Below are 20,555 nucleotides of genomic sequence, written 5' to 3'. Positions count from 1 at the left end.
ACCGGCGGCGAACCTCACGCGGAAACCCTGCCGAACCATTCATCGCCAACACCTCAATCACTCAGGTGTTGCAACGACCCTTTGAACCCAAGGGGCACAATTGTCCGATTGGGCAACAGTCGCTGCCTAAAAGCTGTCGATTCCCCACTCCGCGGCGAAGACCTCTGGCCTGAATTCGTTCAGCTCGCGGCGCACCGTCTCCAGCATGGAGTCGGCCGGCTGCGAGTTGTTCTACCCGGAGCGGTAGACCTCGCGCCCATCGGCCCTCACCCGGATCACCAGGTCGGCGACCGCCGGTCCGATCGGGGTGTCACCCATGCCGAGCAGGCTGACCGCTAACGATGCCACGGTGCCGGCGAGCATCCCTGGCCGCCGTGCCATGGTGACCCCGCGCAGTTCCAGGTCGACCGTGTACAGCTCGGCAGCGTTCATCGGTCCCCGTCGGTCCGGTCGGTCAGGCCGGGCGGCGAACCGGGTTGGTGAGCACGCCGAGGCCCGGGATCTCGATGCTCGCGGTATCGCCGTGCGACACGCGCCGTGCGGCGCTGGACGAGCCGGTGAGGATCACATCGCCGGGCAACAGGGTGAACGAGTGCGAGAGGAACGAGACGATTTCCGCCATCGAGAACGCCAGCAGCGACACCTCTCCGCTCTGGAACTCCACCTCGTTGACCCGGCCGAGCACGCGGCCGTCCGTGGGGTCGAACTCGGTGTCGATGACCGGGCCGAGCGGGCAGAACGAGTCGAAGCTCTTGGCCCTGGCCCCGTGGCCACTGCCCTCGGCCAGGTCGACGGCGGTGACGTCGTTGGCGATCGTGTAGCCGAAGATGGCCCCGGGAGCGTCGGCGACGCTGAGGTTCTTGGCGACCCGGCCTATGACAATGGCCAGCTCACCCTCGACGCGTACATCGTCGGAGGCCGCGGGCAGCACGATCGGGTCGTTGGGTCCCACGACGGTGGTGTTGGGCTTGAGGAAAAAGCGCGGCTCGGCGGGCTCCCCCGGCGCGGCAAGCGCCGCGGCCTTCTCCGCGGCATCCGCGAAGTAGGCGCCGGCCAGGCCGACGACCTTGGAGCGCGGAATAACCGGCGCGAGCAGTGCCACATCCACCAGCGGCAGGCGCGCGCCGGTGGGGTTGTAACCGGCGAACATCGGGTCGCCGGTCAGGACGACCAGTTCGTCGTCATCGATGATGCCGAACGCGATGGTTCCGGCGTGGCTGAACCTGGCGATCTTCACGCTGTCACCTCCGCGTCCAGACGCAGCAACCAGCCGTGCCGGTCGGGCAGACGGCCGTACTGGATGTCGGTGAGCTCCTGACGGAGCGCCAGGGTGATCTCCCCCGCGGCAGCGTCGGCGTCGCCGATGGTGAAACCGACGGCCTTGAGCTGGGCGATCGGGGTGACCACGGCGGCGGTGCCGCAGGCGAACACCTCGGTGATCTCGCCGGATGCCACGCCGTCGCGCCACTCGTCCACCGTCACGTCGCGCTCGATCACGGTCATGCCGCGGTCACGGGCGAGCTGGATGATGCTGTCGCGGGTGACGCCCTCGAGGATGGTGCCGGTGAGGCGGGGGGTGACGAGGGTGTCGGTGCCGTGCACGAAGAACACGTTCATGCCGCCGAGTTCGTCGATGTGGGTGCCGGTCTCCCCGTCGAGGAAGAGCACCTGGGCGCAGCCGTTGTCGTAGGCCTCCTGCTGGGGCAGCAGGGAGGCCGCGTAGTTGCCACCGCACTTGGCGGCTCCGGTGCCGCCGCGACCGGCGCGGGAGTACTCGGTGGACAGCCAGATCTTCACCGGGGCGACGCCGTCGGTGAAATAGGCGCCGGCGGGGCTGGCGATCACGTAGTAGCCCACCTTGTGCGCGGCCCGCACGCCGAGGAAGCTCTCGTTGGCGATCATGAACGGGCGCAGGTACAGGCTGGTCTCCGGGGCGTCGGGCACCCAGGAGCCGTCGACGGCGACCATCTGCTTGACGGATTCGATGAAGTCGGCCACTGAAAGTTCGGGCAGCGCCAACCGGCGGGCGGAGCTCTGCAGGCGTTCGGCGTTCTTCTCCGGCCGGAACGTCCAGATGGAGCCGTCGGCGTGACGGTACGCCTTCATGCCCTCGAAGATCTCCTGGCCGTAGTGCAGCACCGAGGAGGCGGGGTCGAGCAGCAGCGGCCCGTAAGGGGTGACCCTGGCGTCATGCCAGCCCTTCTCGATGGTCCAGTCGATGGTGACCATGTGGTCGGTGAAGTGCTTGCCGAAGCCGGGGTCGGCGAGGATCGTTTCGCGCTCAGCGATGCTGCGGGCGGTCTGTGACGGCGTGCGCTCGAACTCGAGCGGGAAGGTGGTGGTCTGCTGGCTCATGGGAGTCCCTTGTGTTTAGACGGGAGTGCGGTTAGGCGGGAGTGCCGGTCAGGCGGGACACGATGGCATCGCCGACGGCGCTGGTGGATCGTGGCTCCGCTGCGACGCTGCGGGCGATGATGTCGGCCGTGACGGCCGCGCTCACCCTGGCCGACGCATCCGCCAGACCGAGGTGGTTCAGGAGGAGCGCGACAGAGAGGATCGCCGCCGTGGGATCGGCCAACTGCCGGCCCGCGATGTCGGGTGCCGAACCGTGCACGGGTTCGAACATGCTGGGGAAGCGACCTTCCGGATTGATATTTCCGGATGCCGCCAGGCCGATGCCGCCGCTGATTGCCGCTGCCAGGTCAGTGAGAATATCGCCGAAGAGGTTGTCCGTGACGATGACGTCAAATCTACTCGGATTCGTGACCAGGAAAATCGTTGCCGCGTCCACGTGCAGGTAATCCACGGTCACGTCAGGGTATTCGGCGGCGACCTCGGTGACGATGCGCTGCCACAGGCTGCCCGCGAAGACGAGAACGTTGGTCTTGTGCACCAGGGTGAGCTTCTTGCGCGGGCGGTTCTGGGCCGCTTCGAAGGCGTAGCGCACGACCCGTTCCACGCCGAACGCCGTGTTGACCGAGACCTCGTTGGCGACCTCGTTCGGTGTGCCCTGACGGATGGCGCCGCCGTTGCCGACGTAGGGACCCTCGGTGCCTTCGCGCACGACGACGAAGTCGACCTCGCCGGGGGCGCCGAGCGGGCTGGGCACACCGGGGTAGAGGACGCTGGGTCGCAGGTTCACGTAGTGGTCGAGGGAGAAACGCAGTTTGAGCAGCAGCCCGCGCTCGATGTTGGCGTTCTTCAGCCGCGGGTCGCCAGGCAGACCGCCGACGGCGCCGAGCAGGATGGCGTCGTGGGCGCTGATCGCGGCCAGGTCATCGTCGGTGAGCACGTCGCCGGTCGCGAGGAACCGGGTGGCACCGAGCGAGAAGTGGGTGAGCTCGAACTCGACGGGGTCGGCGTGGGTCACGGCGTCGAGCACCTTCAGCGCTTCGGCGACGACCTCCGGGCCGATGCCGTCTCCGGCGATGACTGCGAGCTTGACTGAGCGGGACATGCGGCTCCGATTACGGTGAGGCAGCCGGTGGGCTGGCGATATTGGCGCGATATTGGCTTGGAGATACCCTGCAAATCAACCCTACTGTGCGCATTTGGCTGTCTATGCTTGAGAACCCTGACCGTGCGCGTCGCCGACGTGCATGTGCCACTGAAGAAGAAAGCAGTTACCTATGAGTATCGGATTGGGAATCTTCCTCTTCGTCGTCGGCGCCATCCTCGTGTGGGCCCTGAACATCCAGGTCGACTGGGTCGACCTCGACCTGGTCGGCTACATCCTGATGGGGGCCGGTGCCCTCATCTTCGTGCTCGGCCTGGTGTTGCTCACCCGCCGCCGCAGCAGCATCAGCACCACTCGCAGCGCCGTCGACCCGGTCAGCGGAGAGCGCGTCGTGCAGCGGGAGCGCTCGATCGACGACGTGTAACCCTCGCTTCACCACCGCTCCATCCACAAGAAAGCCCCGGATTCGCATCCGGGGCTTTCTTGTGTGTGTGCGGCTTGTGCGGCAGCGCGACCTATTCGGTGATGTCGATGGCGACCATCACGTCGGCCGTGATGGCTTCACGCACCGAGGCGAGCAGACTGGCCGGCACCGGCGAGTCGACGGTCAGGACGCTCAGCGCGGGGCCGCCGGCCTCGTGCCGCGCGATCTGCATGCCGGCGATGTTGATCTCGGCCTCGCCGAACTCACGGCCGTAGACCGCGACGATCCCGGGACGGTCGGTGTACAGCATGACGATGAGGTGCTCGGCGAAGGGCACCTCCACGTCGTAGCCGTTCACCTCGACGATCTTCTCGATCTGCTTGGGGCCCACCAGGGTGCCGGACACCGAGACCTGCGAACCGTCGGCGAGGGCGCCGCGGAGGGTGATCAGGTTGCGGTACTCGGGTGATTCGGCCTCGGTGATCAGGCGCACCGCGACACCGCGCTGCTCGGCGAGCAGGGGCGCGTTCACGTACGAGACGGTTTCGCTGACCACGTTGGTGAAGATGCCCTTGAGCGCGGCGAGCTTGAGCACCGAGACGTCGAACTCGACGATCTCACCACGCACCTCGATGTCGACGCTGGTGAGCGGGCTGTGCGCTGCGAGTCCGGAGAACACCTGGCCGAGCTTCTCGACCAGCGGGATGCCGGGGCGGACCGTCGGGTCGATGATGCCACCGGCGACGTTGACGGCGTCGGGCACGAGTTCTCCCGACAGCGCGAGCCGCACCGACTTGGCGACCGAGACGCCGGCCTTTTCCTGGGCTTCGTCGGTGGACGCGCCCAGGTGCGGGGTGCTGATCAGGTTGTCGAGGCCGAGCAGCGGTGATCCGGTCGGCGGCTCGTTGACGAAGACGTCGAGGCCGGCACCGGCGATGGTCCCGTCGACGAGGGCCGTGTACAGGTCGGCTTCGTCGATGAGTCCGCCGCGGGCGACGTTGACGACGTACGCGGTGGGCTTCATCAGCTTGAGCTGCGGGGCGCTGATCATGCCCGTGGTCTCGGGGGTCTTCGGCATGTGGATGGTGACGAAGTCGGACTGCGCGAGCAGTTCGTCCAGGCTCACCGGGTGCACGCCCAGCTGCTGGGCGCGGGCCGAGGTGATGTACGGGTCGAACGCGATGATGTTCACGCCGAAGGCCTGCAGACGGGCGGCCACCAGGGCGCCGATGCGGCCGAGGCCGATGATGCCGACGGTCTTTTCGTACAGCTCGATGCCGGTGTACTTGGAGCGCTTCCACTGACCCTGAGCGAGGGCGCCGTGGGCCGGCGGGATGTGGCGGGCCAGGCTGAGGATGTGGCCGACGGTGAGTTCGGCGGCGGAGATGATGTTGGAGGTGGGGGCGTTGACGACCATGACACCGGCCGCGGTCGCGGCCTTGATGTCGACGTTGTCGAGGCCGACACCGGCACGGGCGATGACCTTCAGGTTCGGTGCGGCGGCAAGGGCCTCGGCGTCGACCTTGGTCGCGGAGCGGACCAGGATGGCGTTGGCGGAAGCCAGGGCGGAGAGCAGTGCGGCACGGTCAGTGCCGTCGACGTTGACAACGTCGAAGTCGGGCCCGAGGGCATCGACAGTGGCAGGCGAGAGTTCTTCGGCGATTAATACGACGGGCTTCGACACGAAAACAGATCCTTAGAAAGCGTCGGGCGAGGGAAGCTCGCGCCTCGACGGTGGGGCGCCAGATACCACAACACCTTACTGGCACCACAATGGAGCCATGAGCCCCGAGTCAGTGACCTACGTCCTAACCGCGCTGAGAATCGTCCTGGCGGTGGTCTTCGTCGTCGCCGGGATCAGTCATTTCGTGCCCGCGGTTCAACGCACGATGTCGGCAATGATCCCGCCACGACTGCGCGTGCGGGGCCTGTTGGCCCCGCGGAACCTCGTGATTTTCACCGGTCTGTGCGAGATTGCCGGCGGCATCGGGCTTCTTCTCGAATCCACCCGTGTTACGTCCGGTGTCGCTCTGGCCGTGTTCCTCGTGGCCGTCTTCCCCGCCAACGTTTACGCCGCCCGGCACAAGGACCGGTTCGGCGCTGTCGCGATTCCGTTGGTTCCGCGGCTGCTCGGCCAGCTGGTGCTGATCGGTCTGGTGCTCGTGGCGGGCCTGGCCGGCTGAGCCGGCCCGGTCGGCGTTAGACGATCAGGCTGCCGAGACCGAACACGAAGATGTCGAGCGAGATCGCCGAGACCAGGGCCAGCCCGGCCAGCAGCAGAAGCGCCTGCGGACCGGCTTCCCGGCGGCGACCGAGCCAGAACGCGATCCCGAAGACCACGATCGGGACGAGCACACCCGCCAACAACAGGCCCCAGCCGAAGCCGCTCAGGGTGGTGTCGAGCGACTGGGCGGCACTGTTGAGGCCCAGCAGGTTGCCCAGGCCCGACCACGCGCTGTACGCGTAGAACAGCCCGAACAGGATGGCGATGGTCGCGGAGAGCCACGCCGGCGTGCGACGGGTGCGATTGGGTGCGGTGGTTGCAGTGCTCATCAGAGTCCCCCGGTTCCGGCGATGAAGGGCAGGGGGGCCAGCAGCACGACGCCCAGGATGAGCCAGGTCCAGCGCAGACGCGGCATGCCGCGGGTGAGCCAGTACGAGGCGGCGAACCACACGAGCGGTGCGGCCACGGCCAGCCAGGTGCCCAGTGAGAACATGAACTGAGACAGCGGGTCGGTCAGCGGGTTCTCGATGCGCCCCACTCCGATGAACCAGCCGATCGTGTAGAGCAGGTAGACGCCCGCGAGGATGCCCAGGCCAACGAGGGCCGGCGACGACAGGGCCGCCTTGCCCGCGGGTGCATCGACGTAGCCACCCGGTGATCCGGTGACGGCCCAGCCCTCGGGGAGGTCGGCAGCAGGCGCATCCGTGGGCTCGGGTGGGTTGGTGCTGCCGGACACGAGGGTGGGGTCGTCGTCGCCGGCCCAGCCGAGCGCGTCGTCATCCCGGGAAGAAGTCATGCGCTCAGCCTATTAGTTCAGTGGCTGATCAGCACCTTGAGCGCGTGGGTTTCGGCGGCGCGGGAGAACGTGTCGTAGGCGTCTTCCACATGGTCGAAGTCGAAGGTGTGGGTGGCCAGCCGGCCTGCGGGGATCTTGTGCTGGGCCACCAGCTTGAGCAGCATCGGCGTGGTGTTGGTGTTCACCAGGCCCATGCTGATGCTGATGTTCTGGATCCACAGGTTTTCTACGTGCAGCGGCACGGGTTTGCCGTGCACCCCCACATTCGCCAGGTGTCCGCCGGGCCGCACGATCTCGGTGGCCATGGTGAAGGTCTCCGGGATGCCGACGGCCTCGATGGCCACGTCGACACCGGCGCCGTCGGTGGCGGCGAGCACCTCGTCCCGCCACTCCGGTCGTCCGGATCGCACGGTGTGGGTGGCCCCGAAGGTCTTGGCCTGTTCGAGCCGGTTCTCGTCGATGTCGACGGCCACGATCGCCCCGGCGCCGTAGAGTCCCGCGGTCGCGATGGCGGCCAGGCCCACCGGACCGGCGCCGATCACGGCGACGACGTCGCCGGGTGCCACCTGGCCGTACTGCACGCCGATCTCGAACCCGGTGGGCAGGATGTCCGAGAGCATCACGGCCTCGGCGTCGGTGACGGAGTCGGGCAGCGGGTAGAGCGAGTTGTCGGCGTAGGGCACCCGCACCAGCTCGGCCTGGGTGCCGTCGATGAGGTGGCCGAAAACCCAACCGATGCCCGACCGGCCCTCGTCGCCGAGGCAGTGGGAGTACAGGCCCGTCTTGCAGTTCGCGCAGTGCCCGCAGGACTTGATGCAGGAGATCAGCACCCGCTGGCCCACGACGATGGACTCCACCGACTCCCCCACCGCGACGACGGTGCCTACCCCTTCGTGACCCAGGATGCGCCCCGGCATCACGGCGGGCACGTCGCCCTTGAGGATGTGCAGGTCGGTGCCGCAAATGGTGGTGGTGTCGATGTGCACGATCGCATCGGTCGACCGCAGGATCCGTGGGTCCGGCACGTCGGTCCAGGATTTCACGCCCGGGCCGCCGTAAACGAGTGCTTTCACGATGACGCTCCTTCGAGTCGGATGTGCGCTGCCCCCGCTGATGCGCGCCATAGTACTCGCGGGGTAGTCTGGTGGGCTCGTTCGACCCCGGGCGAAAACAGGTTGATCATGCAACACCATCTCGATACCAACCGCGCGAACTGGGACGATCGGGCCGCGGCCCACGCGGTGCGCACCGGGTTCGGTTACGGAGTGCAGCGGTACGTCGACGATCCCGCGCTCCTGTCGGATGTCGTCCGCTTCGACCGCGAGCGGCTGGGCGATATCGCCGGGCTGACGACGGTGCACCTGCAATGTCACATCGGAACCGACACGCTCTCGCTGGCCCGGTTGGGCGCCCGGGTCACCGGGCTGGACTTCTCATCGGTGGCTCTTGCCGAGGCCCGCGGCCTGGTCGCCGAAACCGGGGACTCCGTCGATTTCGTCGAGTCCGATGTGTACGCGGCCCTCGCGGTTCTTCCGCAGGCCGGCTTCGACCTGGTCTACACGGGCATCGGCGCCCTGTGCTGGCTGCCGAGCGTCGAGCGGTGGGCGGCCGTCGTCGCCGGGCTGCTGGTACCGGGCGGTCGCCTGTTCATTCGTGAGGGTCACCCGATCCTGTGGACCATGGACGAGCGACTCGCCGATGACCTGCACCTGCGTTTCCCCTACTTCGAGCAGCAGGAACCGTTGGAGTGGGACGACGATTCCAGCTACGTCGTGACAGATCGGCCGATCACCAACACGAAGACCTACGAGTGGAACCACGGGATCGGCGAGATCGTCACGGCGCTTTTGAACGCCGGCCTCACCCTGACGATGCTCGTCGAACACGACAGCGTGCCGTGGGAGGCCCTGCCCGGCCAGATGATCGAGCGACCCGACGGCGAGTTCGCGCTCGGCGAGCGGGCCGGGGTCGCACCGCTCAGCTACACGATCCAGGCCGTGAAGCCGCTCGGCTGACGGGCACCGCGGCGACTCAGCGGCGCCGCACGGCCCTGACCACGGCAATGCTCACCGCGATGACCCAACCCAGCACCCCGGCCAGGCAGACCCGCTCGGCCAGGCCCAGTAGGCCGGGGGCGATCGCGGCGGTGACGCCCAGCGACACCAGGCCGACGGCGGCGACCCCGGTGAGCCACGCGGCGGCCGGATACGCGCGCGGCAGCTCGCTGCCGCGGAGCCACCCCGTCAGCAAGGCGAACGCCACCAGCGCGGCGACGAAACCCGCGGCCGCGACGATCAGGTGCGCGGCGCCCAGAGCCGTGGTCGGGGCGAGCCCCGGGGCATCGGCGGGTGGGATGTCGGTGGGCAGGAATGCCAGCGCGGCGGAGCACACCCCGGCGAACAGCATCAGGGCCAGGCCGGCCTGCCGCAGCCGCGACCGCGGGCCGAACGAGGAGAGCGCGGCGACGGCGCAGAGCGTCACCACTCCCCTGGCCAGGAAGTTCAGGTTCATGATCCAGCCGTACGGCCCCACCGCGAGGTTGCTCTCGGCCTCCGAGATCAGGCTGTAGTGCGGCGGTAACAGCTGCAACACCACGTCCACCAGAACGTAGAGGACCGCGCCCACGAGGGCGACGGTCGCCAGCAGTCGGGTCCCGGGCCGGCCGGTGAACCGGGCCGGGACCGAGCTCTCGCCTCCGGCATTCATAGCGTTCACCTGCGGAAGCCTATCGGTCTGCCGGGGACGCTCGTAGACTTCCGCCATGGCTCGAGACGAGTCCCCCGGCGTCCCCTTCGCCATCCCTGGTGCTCCGGCCCCGACCGTGGGCCGGCACCACGTGAACGGATGCCGCCTGTAGGCCGAGGTGCGCGGCGCCGGCCCGCCGCTGCTGATCATCGGCGCCGCCAGCGACGACGCCGAGATGTTCCGGCCGATCGCCGAGCGGCTGGCCGGGCTCACCGGCGTCGCCGGGCTCACCGTTGTGACCTGGGATCCCCGCGGCACCCGACGGAGCACTAGGGCGGGCTGGCCATGCGATTCGTATACCCACGCCGACGATGCCGCCGCGCTGCTCCAGGACCTCGGGCTCGTTCCCGCCGCGATCTTCGGCGCCAGCGCCGGTGGGATCGTGGCGCTTCGGCTCGCCGTGCGGCATCCGGACCTGGTGCGACAGGTTCTCGTGTACGAACCGGGCTTCTTCCGCAGCACGGATTCGGGCACCGCGCTGCTGGCCCGCACCACCGACGCCGTGCGAAAGCACCTGCGGGAGCGCACCGACGACTGGGCCGGCGCCCTCGCCGTGGTGGCGCGCACGGCGGGGCGGGACCCGGCCGCCCGGCTGAACAGCCCCGACGACTCCGCAGGCCGGGGTCCGCTCGACGCCCCGCCCGGGCTCGAGTGGTACACCGAGCGCGGGGCGGCCCTGGCCGAGAACTTCATTCGGGACGACCTGCCGCGCACCGGGGAGACCGTCGACCCCGCCCTCCTGCGCGCAACCGGCAGCGATATCCGTTTCGCGTTCGGCACCGACTCCGCGCCGGTGTTCCGGGAGATCGCCCAGACGCTCACCCGCGCCCGCCAACGCACCGGCGCAGATCCGCACCTGCCGGACGCGATCAATGGAGCCGCCCACCTCGTCTATCTCACCCCGGACCCGGTCGCACGCTACATCCGCGCACGGTGCCTGCCCGAACAAGAGGTCGACTAGCTCGCCGAGTCGCCGCAAACACCCCCTTCGGGGGCTCTGAGGGGGAAGGATGCCGCAACTCGACGCAAGGCCGTTTCCGTGAGTTGCCAGTTCGTGCCCCCTGAGAGCGAGCGAAGTGGCGTCAAGAGGCAACTCACATCCGGCCCGGTCGGCGACTTGCCAGTTGGCGCCCCGTCATGGCGTCCGAAGGGGCTTCAATTGGCAACTGACGGCGCATTCACCCTGTGAGCGGCGCCGGGGCACGCCGAAGGGGCCGGTCGAATGACCGGCCCCTTCGGGTGAAACGGGAGTTAGCGGGCAGCTTCGCCGTCGACGTAGTCGTCGTCGTTCGAGGCGTTCCAGGCGAACAGCTTGCGCAGCTCGCGACCGGTGGCCTCGATCGGGTGCTCTTCGCCCTTTTTGCGCAGGGCCAGGAACTCGGGAGCTCCGGCATCCTGGTCGTTGATGAAGCGCTCGGCGAATGCGCCGTTCTGGATGTCGGCGAGAACGGCCTTCATGTTCTCCTTGACGCTCGGGTCGATGACGCGCGGGCCGGAGACGTAGTCGCCGTACTCTGCGGTGTCGGAGACGCTCCAACGCTGCTTGGCGATGCCGCCCTCCCACATCAGGTCGACGATGAGCTTGAGCTCGTGCAGCACCTCGAAGTAGGCAACCTGCGGCTGGTAGCCGGCCTCGGTGAGAACCTCGAAGCCGTACTGGATCAGCTGCGACGCGCCACCGCAGAGAACGGCCTGCTCACCGAACAGGTCGGTCTCGGTCTCTTCGGTGAAGGTGGTCTTGATGCCGGCGGCGCGCAGGCCACCGATCGCCTTGGCGTAGCTGAGGGTCAGCGGCCAGGCGTTGCCCGACGCGTCCTTCTCGACGGCGACGATGACGGGAACGCCACGGCCGGCCTCGAATTCGCGACGCACGGTGTGACCCGGGCCCTTGGGGGCGACCATGACCACGTCGACGCCCGCGGGCGCCTCGATGTAGCCGAAGCGGATGTTGAAGCCGTGGCCGAAGACCAGGGCCTTGCCGTCAGCGAGGTTGGGGAGGATGTCGTCCTTGTACAGGTGACGCTGCACCTGGTCGGGTGCGAGGACCACGATGACGTCGGCCCAGGCGGATGCCTCGGCGGCGCTGAGGACGGTGAAGCCGACCTCTTCGGCCTTGGCGCGAGACTTCGAGCCCTCCTTGAGTCCGATGACGACCTCGACGCCGGAGTCGCGCAGGTTCTGCGCGTGGGCGTGGCCCTGCGAGCCGTAGCCGATGACGGCGACCTTCTTGCCCTGGATCAGGGACAGGTCGGCGTCTTTGTCGTAGAAGATTTCAGACAATGTGGGTTCTCCTTGGTTGTTGTATTTGTCGAGAAAAGTTTTGTTGGTCGAGGGTCGAGCTTGTTGAGACCTAGAGACTCGGATTTAGTTTTTGAAGACGCGTTCGGTGATCGACTTGGATCCCCGACCGATGGCGAGGAGGCCCGACTGGGCGATCTCCTTGATGCCGTATGGCTCGAGCACCCGCAGGAACGCCTGGGTCTTGCCGGAGTCGCCGGTCACCTCGATGACGACGGCATCCGTGGACACGTCGACGACCCGGGCACGGAACAGGGTGACCGCTTCGAGGACCTGGGAGCGGGTGGTGTTGTCCGCCCGCACCTTGACGAGCAGGTGCTCGCGCTGGACCGACTGGCTCGGGTCGAGCTCGACGATCTTGATGACGTTGATCAGCTTGTTGAGCTGCTTGGTCACTTGCTCCAGCGGGGCGTCCTCGACATCGACGAGGATCGTGATGCGCGACAGGCCGGGGATTTCGCTGTGGCCGACGGCGAGGCTCTCGATGTTGAAGCCGCGCCGGGCGAACAGGCCTGCGACGCGGGTCAGCAGTCCGGGCTTGTCCTCGACGAGGAGGCTGAGAACGTGGGTACTCATCGGTTACTCCTCTTCCCAGGTGGGGGCGTGGTCCTTGGCGTACTGCACAAAGCTGTTGCTGACGCCCTGCGGCACCATCGGCCACACCATGGCGTCGCGGCTGACGATGAAGTCGATCACCACGGGCCGGTCGTTGGTGGCCAACGCGAGCTTGATCGCGTCGTCGACCTGGTCGGCGCGGGTGACCCGGATGCCCAGGGCACCGTACGCATCGGCCATCTTCACGAAGTCGGGCACCATCGCGGTGCCGTGACCGGTGTTGAGGTCGGTGAAGGAGTGCCGGCCGTCGTAGAACAGCGACTGCCACTGACGCACCATGCCGAGCGACGAGTTGTTGATGATCGCCACCTTGATCGGAATGTTGTTGATCGTGCAGGTGGCGAGTTCCTGGTTGGTCATCTGGAAGCAGCCGTCACCGTCGATGGACCAGACCGTGCGGTCGGGTTCGGCGACCTTGGCGCCCATCGCCGCGGGCACCGAGTAGCCCATGGTGCCGGCGCCGCCCGAGTTGAGCCAGGAGTTCGGCCGCTCGTACTTGATGAACTGTGCCGCCCACATCTGGTGCTGGCCGACGCCGGCGGCGTAGACGCCCTCCGGCCCGGTGAGCTCGCCGATGCGCTTGATCACGTATTGCGGGGCGAGCAGGCCGTCGGCCGGTTCGCTGTAGCCCAGCGGGAACTTCTCCCGGAGGCCCTTGAGGTAGGTCCACCACTCGGAGATGTCGGGGGTCGTCGTCGTGATCGCCTCGCGGTAGGCCACGGTGAGGTCGGCGATGACGTCCTTGGCGTCACCCACGATCGGCACGTCGGCGGCGCGGATCTTGCCGATCTCGGCCGGGTCCACGTCCACGTGCACGATGGTGGCGTGGGGCGCGAACTCGGAGGCCTTGCCGGTGACCCTGTCGTCGAAACGGGCGCCGAGAGCGATGATGAGGTCGGATTCCTGCAACGCCAGCACAGCAGCGACGGTTCCGTGCATGCCGGGCATACCCAGGTGCTGGTCGTGCGAGTCGGGGAACGCACCGCGGGCCATCAGGGTGGTGACGACGGGGGTGCCGGTCAGTTCGGCCAACTCGAGCAGCTCGGGTGATGCCTGGGCGCGGATGACGCCGCCGCCGACGTAGAAGACGGGCTTGCTGGCGCCGGCCAGCAGCGCCGCCGCGGCCTGAACCTGCTTGCCGTGCGCCTTGGTGATCGGCCGGTAGCCGGGCAGGTCCAGCTTGGGCGGCCAGATGAACGGTGCCTTCATCTGCTGGGCGTCCTTGGTGATGTCCACCAGCACCGGACCGGGACGGCCGGTGTTGCAGATCAGGAACGCCGAGGCGATGGCGGCGGGGATGTCTTCGGGCCGCTTCACCAGGAACGAGTGCTTGGTGATCGGCATGGTGATGCCGACGATGTCGGCCTCCTGGAAGGCATCCGTGCCCATCAGCGTGGAGAACACCTGGCCGGTGATGGCCAGCAGCGGCACCGAGTCCATGTAGGCGTCGGCGATGGCCGTGACCAGGTTGGTCGCGCCGGGGCCGGAGGTGGCGATGGCCACCCCGACCCGGTTGCTCGAGGACGCGTAGCCCTCGGCGGCGTGGCCGGCGCCCTGTTCGTGGCGTACCAGGATGTGGCGGATGTCGTCCTGGTTCATCAGCTCGTCGTAGAGCGGGATGACGGCGCCGCCGGGCAGCCCGAAGACGTCGGTGACGCCGAGCATCTTGAGGCTGCGCAGAATAGCGCCGGAACCGGTGAGGATTTCAGGCGTTCCCGACACGGCGTCGGCGGACGGCGCGCTGGGGGTCGGGGCGGATGGCACGGGCAAAGGTTCCGTGGTCATGAGAGCAAATCCCTAATTCGAATGACGGATGGTGTCGATTATCCCGTGGTCGCACCCAGGGCCGCGGACTGCACGAGCTTGGAGTACTTGGCGAGAACGCCACGGGTGTAACGGGGAGGAAGTGGAGCCCAGCCTTCTCGGCGGGCGGCCAGCTCTGCGGGGTCGACCAGTAGGTCAAGCGAGCGAGCTGCGATATCGACCCGTATCAGATCACCATCGCGCACGAAGGCGATCGGACCTGCGTCCACCGCTTCGGGTGCTATATGGCCGATACACAGTCCGGTTGTGCCGCCTGAGAATCGACCATCAGTCAATAGTAGTACATCGGCTCCGAGCCCAGCGCCCTTGATGGCCGCGGTGATCGAGAGCATCTCGCGCATACCCGGGCCGCCCTTGGGGCCTTCGTAGCGGATGACGACGACGTCGCCCTTGAGGATCTCCCCCGCGGTGAGGGCGTCCATGGCCGCGCGTTCACGCTCGAAGACCCGGGCGGGGCCCTCGAAGATGTCGCTGTCGAAGCCGGCGGTCTTGACGACGGCGCCCTCGGGGGCGATGGAGCCCTTGAGGATGGTGATGCCGCCGGAGGCGTGGATCGGGTTGTCCAGGGTGCGCAAGACGGTGCCGTCGAGCTCGGGCGGGTCGATCTCGGCGAGGTTCTCCGCCACGGTCTTACCGGTGACGGTGAGCGCGTCGCCGTGGATGAGACCGGCCTCGAGCAGGGCGCGCATCACGGCGGGCACGCCGCCGTGACGGTCGACGTCGTTCATGACGTACTTGCCGAAGGGCTTGAGGTCACCGATGTGCGGCACGGTGTCGCCGATGCGGTTGAAGTCGTCGAGGGTGAGCTCGACCTCGGCCTCCTGCGCGATGGCGAGCAGGTGCAACACCACGTTGGTGGAACCGCCGAAGGCCATGGCCACGGCGATGGCGTTCTCGAACGCCTTCTTGGTGAGGATGTCGCGGGCGGTGATGCCCAAGCGCAGCAGGTTGACCACGGCCTCGCCGGAGCGGTGCGCGTAGTAGTCGCGGCGGCGGTCGGCGGAGGCGGGCGACGCGGAGCCGGGCAGGCTCATGCCCAGGGCCTCGGCGACGCTGGCCATGGTGTTGGCGGTGTACATGCCGCCGCAGGCGCCCTCGCCGGGGGCGAAGGCGCACTCGATGCGCTTGGCGTCTTCCACGCTCATGCGGCCGGCCTTGACGGCGCCGACGGCTTCGAACGAGTCGATGATGGTGATGTCTTTTTCGGTTCCGTCACTCAGCTTCACCCAGCCGGGTGCGATGGACCCGGCGTAGAGGAAGACGCTGGCGAGGTCCAGGCGCGCGGCGGCCATGAGCATCCCGGGCAGCGACTTGTCGCAGCCTGCCAGTAGCACCGAACCGTCGAGGCGTTCGGCCTGCATGACGACCTCGACGGAGTCGGCGATGACCTCACGGGAGACCAGGGAGAAGTGCATGCCCTCGTGGCCCATCGAGATGCCGTCGGAGACCGAGATGGTGCCGAACTGCAGCGGGTAGCCGCCGCCGGAGTGCACACCCTCCTTGGACGCCTGCGCGAGGCGGTCCAGGGACAGATTGCACGGGGTGATCTCGTTCCAGGAGCTGGCGATGCCGATCTGGGGCTTCTCCCAGTCCGCGTCGCCCATTCCCACAGCTCGGAGCATGCCGCGTGAGGTGGTGGCCTCGATGCCATCGGTGACGTCGCGGCTACGGGGCTTCATATCGAACTCAGACATGCACCGAGTCTAGAACGTCGCGGGCGGCACACCGGTCATGACGACCGGTGGCACGCCCGCGACGCGGGACCTACTGCTGCTGTGTGGCGGCGGCGCGGAAGTCGGCCAGGAGCGCCAGCACCTGGGTGACCTCCTTCGGGCCCCGCACCCGATAGCCGGCCTGGGTCGCGCCCGGGCCGATCTTGAGGCCCAGGTCGCCCTCGCCCAGCACCGTGAAGGCGTCTTCGTCGGTGACATCGTCACCGGCATAGAGCACCCTGTCGGCGCCGGTGTGCGCGCGCAGGCGTTCGAGGGCGTCGCCCTTGGTGCTGGAGCGCACCGAGAATTCGAGCACGTTCTTGCCCTCGCGCACGGTGAGGGCCGGCAGCAGCTCGGCCAGCTGGTCGCGGGCCTCGCGCTGCACGGCCTGGCCGTCCTGCGCGGTGGCCAGGCGGGTGTGCAGGGCCAGGCCGGCCGGCTTCTGCTCGATCCAGGTGCCGAACACCGGGCCGGAGATGCGCTCGAGCACCCGGGTGAGGGTGTCGAGCTTCTCCACCTCTTCGGGTACCAGACCCAGCTCGATGCCGTTTGCGTCCAGCTGCACCTCGATACCGTGCGATCCGGTGAGCAAAACCTCGCTCTGCGGTTCGGCCACATGCTTGAGGCTCACCAGGGCCCGGCCGGAGACGAACGCGACACGCACGCCGGGCAGGTCGAGCAGCCGCTGCACCACGTCGTGGGTGCCGTCGACCGCGCGGGCGTCCTCGGGTTCGTCCACGTGCGGCGCCAGGGTGCCGTCGAAGTCGAGGGCCACCAGGATGGTCTCGGCCGAGCTGATGTCCTTCAGCGCTGACACGAGGTTCTCCGGCACGCCGCTGGGCACGGCGGCCCCGCCGGTGAGAGTCTGCAGGAACGAGGCGGACCAGGTGGCCACGTCGTTGTCGAAGACCTTGCGGCGGAGGGCCCGCATGCGCCTCGTGCGTTCACGCTTGGGCATGGTGATGGCCTTCATGATCGACGCCTTCATGCCGTCGATGTCATGCGGGTTGATCAGCACGGCCTGCTTGAGTTCGTCGGCAGCGCCGGCGAATTCGCTGAGCACGAGCACGCCGTCGCCGTCGTAGCGCACCGCGACGTACTCCTTGGCGACGAGGTTCATGCCGTCGCGGAGGGCCGTAACGAGCATCACGTCGGCGGCCAGGTAGAGCGCCACCATTTCTTCTCGCGGGTAGCCGTGGTGGTGGTAGCTGATGGCGGTGTGGCTGATGGTGGAGTAGTCGCCGTTGACGCGGCCGACGGCGAGTTCGATCTCGTCGCGCAACTGCATGTAGGTGGCCACGCGTTCGCGGGACGGGCTGGCGACCTGCACGAGCGTGACGTCCTCGACGCTCAGCGTGCCGTCGGCGAGCAGCTCACCGAAGGCCTTGATGCGGTGGCCGATGCCCTTGGTGTAGTCCAGTCGGTCGACGCCGAGCATGATCGTCTTGGGATTGCCGAGGTCCTCGCGGATCTGGCGGGCGCGTTCCTGAATCTCCGGTCGCTTGGCCATTTCCTCGTAGGCTTCGGCGTCGATCGAGATCGGGAAGTGCTTGGCGATGACCCGGCGGTGCTGGCCGTTCTGGCTGGGCACGTCCACGGCGACACCGCGGGTGGCGTAGCCGAACAGGCGGCGCACGGCACGGGAGAAGTTGCCGGCATCCGCCAGCCGCTGGAAGCCGATCAGGTCGGCGCCGAGCAGGCCGTCGAGGATCTGTTTGCGCCAGGGCAGCTGGGCGAAGATGCCGTACGGCGGGAACGGGATGTGGTTGAAGAAGCCGATCACCAGGTCGGGGCGGGCGTCGCGGAGCATCCGCGGCACCAGCTGCAGCTGGTAGTCGTGCACCCAGACCGTGGCGCCGGGCGCTGCGGATGCCGCGGCCGCGGTGGCGAACCGGCGGTTGACCTGCACATAGGCGTCCCACCATTCGCGGTGGTAGCTGGGCGAGGCGATCACGTCGTGGTAGAGCGGCCACAGGGTGTCGTTGGAGAAGCCCTCGTAATAGAGCTCGAGGTCTTCGGTGCTCAGGCGTACGGGCACGATCGAGATGCCGTCGTTTTCGAAGGGCTCGAATTCGCGGTCGGCCACGCCGGGCCAGCCCACCCAGGCGCCGTCGGAGGCGCGCATCATCGGTTCGAGGGCGGTGACCAGGCCGCCGGGCGACGTGCGCCAGCTTTCGGTGCCGTCCTCGGCTACTTCGTAGTCGACCGGAAGCCGGTTGGAGACCACGACCAGGTCGAAGTGACCGGGCGCGACCGAATCGGGGCCGAGCTCTGCGCCGGCCTCTCCGGTGGGGTCGGGTGCGGTGACAGATGCGGTGGTGTCTGCTGCGGTTTCGATGACTCATCCATTCCGGTGCCCGCCTGTGCGGCGCACCTGGCTGCACCTCGAGGTTACCAGCGAAGGCTATGCTGACGCCGTGATTCGCATCGGCATGAGCTCCACCTGCGTGTACCCGCTGGGGTTGGAAGACTCGTTCAGGTTGGCGAAGCAGGCCGGGTTCGACGGCGTTGAGATCATGGTCACCCGTGACGAGGCCACCCAGGATGCGGCGGCGCTGACCGCGCTATCCGAGCGGTACAGCCTGCCGATCTTCTCGATCCACGCACCGGTACTGTTGCTCACCCACTTCGTCTGGGGTCGGGACCCCCGGGTGAAGTTGGAGAGGTCCGCCGAGCTCGCCGGGCTGGTCGGCGCATCGACGGTGGTGGTGCATCCGCCGTTTCGCTGGCAGGCCGGTTATGCGGAGGACTTTCTCGACATCGTGCGGGAGTTGAGCGCGGGCACCGGCCTTCAGATCGCCGTCGAGAACATGTTCCCGTGGAAGATCGGCGGGCGCGGGGTCAAGGCGTACTCCCCCGGTTGGGACCCCACGGTGATGGACTGCGCCGCGGTGACCCTCGACTTCTCGCACTGTGCGCTGAGCGGACAGGACAGCCTCGTGATGGCCACGGCCCTGGGCGAGCGTCTGCGCCACGTGCACCTCTGCGACGGTACGGGCTCCCTCGACGAGGGCCGGGTCTTCGACGAACACCTGTTGCCCGGCCGCGGCACCGAGCCGGTGGCAGAGGTGCTGCGGAACCTCGCCGCGGTGAACTGGGACGGCACCATCGTGGCCGAGGTGAACACCCGGACCGCCCGCACCGAGCCGGAGCGCCTGGCCCTGCTCACCGAAACCCTCACCTTCGCCCGCGACCACACCCGCGAGCTGTGACGTGAGCACCTAAAACTCGAGTCTTTTTGGGGCTTTTCTCTCAGTTCGCGGGTTGTCGGCTAGCGTGTAGCCATGCGAAAGTTCTTGTTCAACACCGCAATGATCAGCGTCGTCGTCGGCGGCTGGCACATTCTGCAGGCCACCAAGAACGGTCCGAGGGACTGGCGCCTGGTGCTCACCTGGATCGGCTGGGGACTCAGCGTCGCGGTCGCCGTCGGCAACGTGGTGAAGGACGCCGACGAGAAATCCGTGCCGGGCGCCACTGCCGTGAAGGTCAATTAGCGGGCATCCCCCCGCCAGTCCCCGTTCTGCGGCGTGTCCCCCGTGATTTCGGGGTAGAGAAGACGAAACTGGTCTTCTCGCGTTGTTAGTAGGAAGGGGCTCACGATGTTCGGTCGTCGACGTCGCACCGCACCCGTCATCCAGGCCCCGGTTGCTCCCGCTCCGGCAGAACTCAGCCGCGCCGAGGTCTTCAAACACCTCCACGCCGCGCTGGCCGATCTCGTCGGCGCCGAGGGCGACTGGACCCTGGTCCCCCGCCGCTCCGATGACACCGATGTGATCTTCCACGGGCTCAAGGCCCACCAGATCGCCGAGACCCTCACCGAGCTCCTGGCCGCCGAGACCATGCGCCTGCGCACCGACACCCCGGCAGCGCCCCGTAACATCGCCGAGCCCCGCACCGACACCCCGGTGGACGGGATCACGGCCGTCACCACCGGCGCCCTCCTGGTGTCCTCCGGTGCGGAACCGACCGCTCTGCCCTGGAACCCGGCTCCGATCTCGGTGTGGGCCGAACCGACGTCCGGCGCCCGCGCCGGATCGGCCACGATCAGTCGCCTCGTCGCCTAAGCACCACACGCGCTGCAGGTCAGGTCGAGCTGCTACTCCCGCGGTTGCGGGTGGCCGCACCGTAGATGAGCAGCACGATTATCGACCCGAGAATGGCGATCACCCAGGTGCGCAGGTCGAAGAACGACCCCATGTCGACCCCGAAGATCAGGCCGGCCAGCCAGCCGCCCAGCAACGCGCCGACCACACCGAGCAGCAGGGTCACGAACCATCCGCCACCCTGCGTTCCGGGGAGGATCAGCTTGGCCAGGGCGCCGGCCAAGAGGCCGAGCAGGAGAAATCCGAAGAAACCCATGAGAACTGCCTTCCGTGTCCCGGCATCGGTGAACTCTCCGTCCGGCTGCGACGATCATAAAACCGCACCGGTTCGACGGATAGGCGTGCCGATGGCAGCGG

General features: G+C 67.8%; 22 protein-coding genes. 7 read left to right on the top strand and 15 right to left on the bottom strand.

Annotated features, from left to right (window positions below):
* Positions 1-231 precede the first annotated feature (231 nt).
* The 4 genes from RCH12_RS06230 to RCH12_RS06215 are packed head-to-tail and all read right to left on the bottom strand — an operon-like array spanning position 232 to position 3,457.
* A complete protein-coding gene (locus tag RCH12_RS06230) occupies positions 232-432 on the bottom strand; it encodes a hypothetical protein (RefSeq protein ID WP_327016340.1) in 201 nt (66 codons plus the stop codon).
* 22 nt (positions 433-454) lie between these two features.
* Positions 455-1,237, bottom strand: a complete 783-nt coding sequence (locus RCH12_RS06225) for a fumarylacetoacetate hydrolase family protein (protein ID WP_103429699.1) — start codon at positions 1,235-1,237, stop codon at positions 455-457.
* A complete protein-coding gene (locus RCH12_RS06220) occupies positions 1,234-2,355 on the bottom strand; it encodes a branched-chain amino acid aminotransferase (RefSeq protein WP_327016339.1) in 1,122 nt (373 codons plus the stop codon). The genes RCH12_RS06225 and RCH12_RS06220 overlap by 4 nt, the downstream gene beginning before the upstream one ends.
* A gap of 31 nt (positions 2,356-2,386) precedes the next feature.
* Entirely contained in the window at positions 2,387-3,457 is a 1,071-nt protein-coding gene (locus RCH12_RS06215) for a 3-isopropylmalate dehydrogenase (RefSeq protein ID WP_327016338.1), read from the bottom strand.
* A gap of 172 nt (positions 3,458-3,629) precedes the next feature.
* Between RCH12_RS06215 and RCH12_RS06210 the strand changes: the two genes are divergently transcribed.
* Positions 3,630-3,881, top strand: a complete 252-nt coding sequence (locus RCH12_RS06210; protein ID WP_103429701.1) for a DUF6458 family protein — start codon at positions 3,630-3,632, stop codon at positions 3,879-3,881.
* 91 nt (positions 3,882-3,972) lie between these two features.
* Here the strand turns inward: RCH12_RS06210 and serA are convergent, their stop codons facing one another.
* Positions 3,973-5,565, bottom strand: a complete 1,593-nt coding sequence (serA, locus tag RCH12_RS06205; RefSeq protein WP_103429702.1) for a phosphoglycerate dehydrogenase — start codon at positions 5,563-5,565, stop codon at positions 3,973-3,975.
* A 97-nt stretch (positions 5,566-5,662) separates the two neighbouring features.
* Between serA and RCH12_RS06200 the strand changes: the two genes are divergently transcribed.
* A complete protein-coding gene (locus RCH12_RS06200) occupies positions 5,663-6,064 on the top strand; it encodes a DoxX family protein (RefSeq protein WP_327016337.1) in 402 nt (133 codons plus the stop codon).
* A 16-nt stretch (positions 6,065-6,080) separates the two neighbouring features.
* On the opposite strand, the gene RCH12_RS06195 is transcribed toward RCH12_RS06200, so the two are convergent.
* Genes RCH12_RS06195 through RCH12_RS06185 form a run of 3 tightly spaced genes read right to left on the bottom strand, consistent with a single transcriptional unit; the run spans position 6,081 to position 7,974 of the window.
* The gene (locus RCH12_RS06195; RefSeq protein WP_103429704.1) at positions 6,081-6,434 is read right to left on the bottom strand and encodes a bacitracin resistance protein; all 354 of its coding nucleotides are present in this window, start codon (positions 6,432-6,434) and stop codon (positions 6,081-6,083) included.
* Positions 6,434-6,901 carry a DNA polymerase III subunit gamma/tau gene (locus RCH12_RS06190; RefSeq protein WP_103429705.1) on the bottom strand — a complete coding sequence of 156 codons (468 nt, stop codon included), beginning with the start codon at positions 6,899-6,901 and terminating at the stop codon, positions 6,434-6,436. The genes RCH12_RS06195 and RCH12_RS06190 overlap by 1 nt, the downstream gene beginning before the upstream one ends.
* A 17-nt stretch (positions 6,902-6,918) precedes the next feature.
* The gene (locus tag RCH12_RS06185) at positions 6,919-7,974 is read right to left on the bottom strand and encodes a zinc-dependent alcohol dehydrogenase family protein (protein ID WP_103429706.1); all 1,056 of its coding nucleotides are present in this window, start codon (positions 7,972-7,974) and stop codon (positions 6,919-6,921) included.
* 108 nt (positions 7,975-8,082) lie between these two features.
* On the opposite strand from RCH12_RS06185, the gene RCH12_RS06180 reads away from it, so the two are divergent.
* A complete protein-coding gene (locus RCH12_RS06180) occupies positions 8,083-8,916 on the top strand; it encodes a class I SAM-dependent methyltransferase (protein ID WP_327016336.1) in 834 nt (277 codons plus the stop codon).
* A 16-nt stretch (positions 8,917-8,932) separates the two neighbouring features.
* Here RCH12_RS06180 and RCH12_RS06175 read toward each other — a convergent pair whose 3' ends face one another.
* Entirely contained in the window at positions 8,933-9,607 is a 675-nt protein-coding gene (locus tag RCH12_RS06175; protein ID WP_327016345.1) for a DUF998 domain-containing protein, read from the bottom strand.
* Between the two features lie 157 nt (positions 9,608-9,764).
* Between RCH12_RS06175 and RCH12_RS06170 the strand changes: the two genes are divergently transcribed.
* On the top strand, positions 9,765-10,607 hold the full coding sequence (locus tag RCH12_RS06170) for an alpha/beta fold hydrolase (RefSeq protein ID WP_327016335.1): 843 nt from the start codon (positions 9,765-9,767) through the stop codon (positions 10,605-10,607).
* 290 nt (positions 10,608-10,897) lie between these two features.
* On the opposite strand, the gene ilvC is transcribed toward RCH12_RS06170, so the two are convergent.
* The 5 genes from ilvC to RCH12_RS06145 form a co-directional block, all read right to left on the bottom strand.
* Positions 10,898-11,926: a ketol-acid reductoisomerase gene (gene ilvC, locus RCH12_RS06165; protein ID WP_088456660.1), complete on the bottom strand. Its 1,029-nt coding sequence runs from the start codon at positions 11,924-11,926 to the stop codon at positions 10,898-10,900.
* A gap of 84 nt (positions 11,927-12,010) precedes the next feature.
* Complete coding sequence (ilvN, locus tag RCH12_RS06160) at positions 12,011-12,520, bottom strand: acetolactate synthase small subunit (protein WP_088456661.1); 510 nt, start codon at positions 12,518-12,520, stop codon at positions 12,011-12,013.
* Between the two features lie 3 nt (positions 12,521-12,523).
* The gene (locus RCH12_RS06155; RefSeq protein WP_103429709.1) at positions 12,524-14,344 is read right to left on the bottom strand and encodes an acetolactate synthase large subunit; all 1,821 of its coding nucleotides are present in this window, start codon (positions 14,342-14,344) and stop codon (positions 12,524-12,526) included.
* A gap of 38 nt (positions 14,345-14,382) precedes the next feature.
* Entirely contained in the window at positions 14,383-16,077 is a 1,695-nt protein-coding gene (gene ilvD, locus RCH12_RS06150; RefSeq protein ID WP_103429710.1) for a dihydroxy-acid dehydratase, read from the bottom strand.
* Between the two features lie 70 nt (positions 16,078-16,147).
* Positions 16,148-18,433 (bottom strand): bifunctional alpha,alpha-trehalose-phosphate synthase (UDP-forming)/trehalose-phosphatase, encoded by a 2,286-nt coding sequence (locus tag RCH12_RS06145; protein WP_442784562.1) that lies wholly within the window; start codon positions 18,431-18,433, stop codon positions 16,148-16,150.
* A gap of 79 nt (positions 18,434-18,512) precedes the next feature.
* Here RCH12_RS06145 and RCH12_RS06140 point away from each other — a divergent pair, with 79 nt between their 5' ends.
* The 3 genes from RCH12_RS06140 to RCH12_RS06130 all read left to right on the top strand — a co-directional run bounded on the left by RCH12_RS06140 (position 18,513) and on the right by RCH12_RS06130 (position 20,159).
* Positions 18,513-19,307: a sugar phosphate isomerase/epimerase family protein gene (locus RCH12_RS06140; protein ID WP_103429790.1), complete on the top strand. Its 795-nt coding sequence runs from the start codon at positions 18,513-18,515 to the stop codon at positions 19,305-19,307.
* A gap of 72 nt (positions 19,308-19,379) precedes the next feature.
* On the top strand, positions 19,380-19,589 hold the full coding sequence (locus RCH12_RS06135) for a hypothetical protein (protein ID WP_103429712.1): 210 nt from the start codon (positions 19,380-19,382) through the stop codon (positions 19,587-19,589).
* A 105-nt stretch (positions 19,590-19,694) separates the two neighbouring features.
* Positions 19,695-20,159, top strand: coding sequence for a hypothetical protein (locus RCH12_RS06130; protein ID WP_103429713.1), 465 nt, complete (start codon positions 19,695-19,697; stop codon positions 20,157-20,159).
* A 19-nt stretch (positions 20,160-20,178) separates the two neighbouring features.
* Here RCH12_RS06130 and RCH12_RS06125 read toward each other — a convergent pair whose 3' ends face one another.
* Positions 20,179-20,454 carry a GlsB/YeaQ/YmgE family stress response membrane protein gene (locus RCH12_RS06125; protein ID WP_088456667.1) on the bottom strand — a complete coding sequence of 92 codons (276 nt, stop codon included), beginning with the start codon at positions 20,452-20,454 and terminating at the stop codon, positions 20,179-20,181.
* Between the last annotated feature and the right edge of the window lie 101 nt (positions 20,455-20,555).

Source organism: Cryobacterium sp. MP_3.1, from assembly GCF_035984795.1.
GTDB classification, from domain to species: Bacteria; Actinomycetota; Actinomycetes; order Actinomycetales; family Microbacteriaceae; genus Cryobacterium; species Cryobacterium zongtaii.
Note: the sequence above shows the minus strand (reverse complement) of the source record. Positions and strands in the feature narration are given on the sequence as shown.

Coding starts and splice junctions, on each gene's coding strand:
- ilvD (WP_103429710.1), bottom strand. CDS start 16,077: ATGTCTGAGTTCGATATGAAGCCCCGTAGCCGCGACGTCACCGATGGC.
- ilvN (WP_088456661.1), bottom strand. CDS start 12,520: ATGAGTACCCACGTTCTCAGCCTCCTCGTCGAGGACAAGCCCGGACTG.
- RCH12_RS06155 (WP_103429709.1), bottom strand. CDS start 14,344: ATGACCACGGAACCTTTGCCCGTGCCATCCGCCCCGACCCCCAGCGCG.
- RCH12_RS06135 (WP_103429712.1), top strand. CDS start 19,380: ATGCGAAAGTTCTTGTTCAACACCGCAATGATCAGCGTCGTCGTCGGC.
- RCH12_RS06130 (WP_103429713.1), top strand. CDS start 19,695: ATGTTCGGTCGTCGACGTCGCACCGCACCCGTCATCCAGGCCCCGGTT.
- RCH12_RS06210 (WP_103429701.1), top strand. CDS start 3,630: ATGAGTATCGGATTGGGAATCTTCCTCTTCGTCGTCGGCGCCATCCTC.
- RCH12_RS06190 (WP_103429705.1), bottom strand. CDS start 6,901: ATGACTTCTTCCCGGGATGACGACGCGCTCGGCTGGGCCGGCGACGAC.
- RCH12_RS06220 (WP_327016339.1), bottom strand. CDS start 2,355: ATGAGCCAGCAGACCACCACCTTCCCGCTCGAGTTCGAGCGCACGCCG.
- RCH12_RS06200 (WP_327016337.1), top strand. CDS start 5,663: ATGAGCCCCGAGTCAGTGACCTACGTCCTAACCGCGCTGAGAATCGTC.
- RCH12_RS06215 (WP_327016338.1), bottom strand. CDS start 3,457: ATGTCCCGCTCAGTCAAGCTCGCAGTCATCGCCGGAGACGGCATCGGC.
- RCH12_RS06180 (WP_327016336.1), top strand. CDS start 8,083: ATGCAACACCATCTCGATACCAACCGCGCGAACTGGGACGATCGGGCC.
- RCH12_RS06195 (WP_103429704.1), bottom strand. CDS start 6,434: ATGAGCACTGCAACCACCGCACCCAATCGCACCCGTCGCACGCCGGCG.
- RCH12_RS06125 (WP_088456667.1), bottom strand. CDS start 20,454: ATGGGTTTCTTCGGATTTCTCCTGCTCGGCCTCTTGGCCGGCGCCCTG.
- RCH12_RS06175 (WP_327016345.1), bottom strand. CDS start 9,607: ATGAATGCCGGAGGCGAGAGCTCGGTCCCGGCCCGGTTCACCGGCCGG.
- RCH12_RS06230 (WP_327016340.1), bottom strand. CDS start 432: ATGAACGCTGCCGAGCTGTACACGGTCGACCTGGAACTGCGCGGGGTC.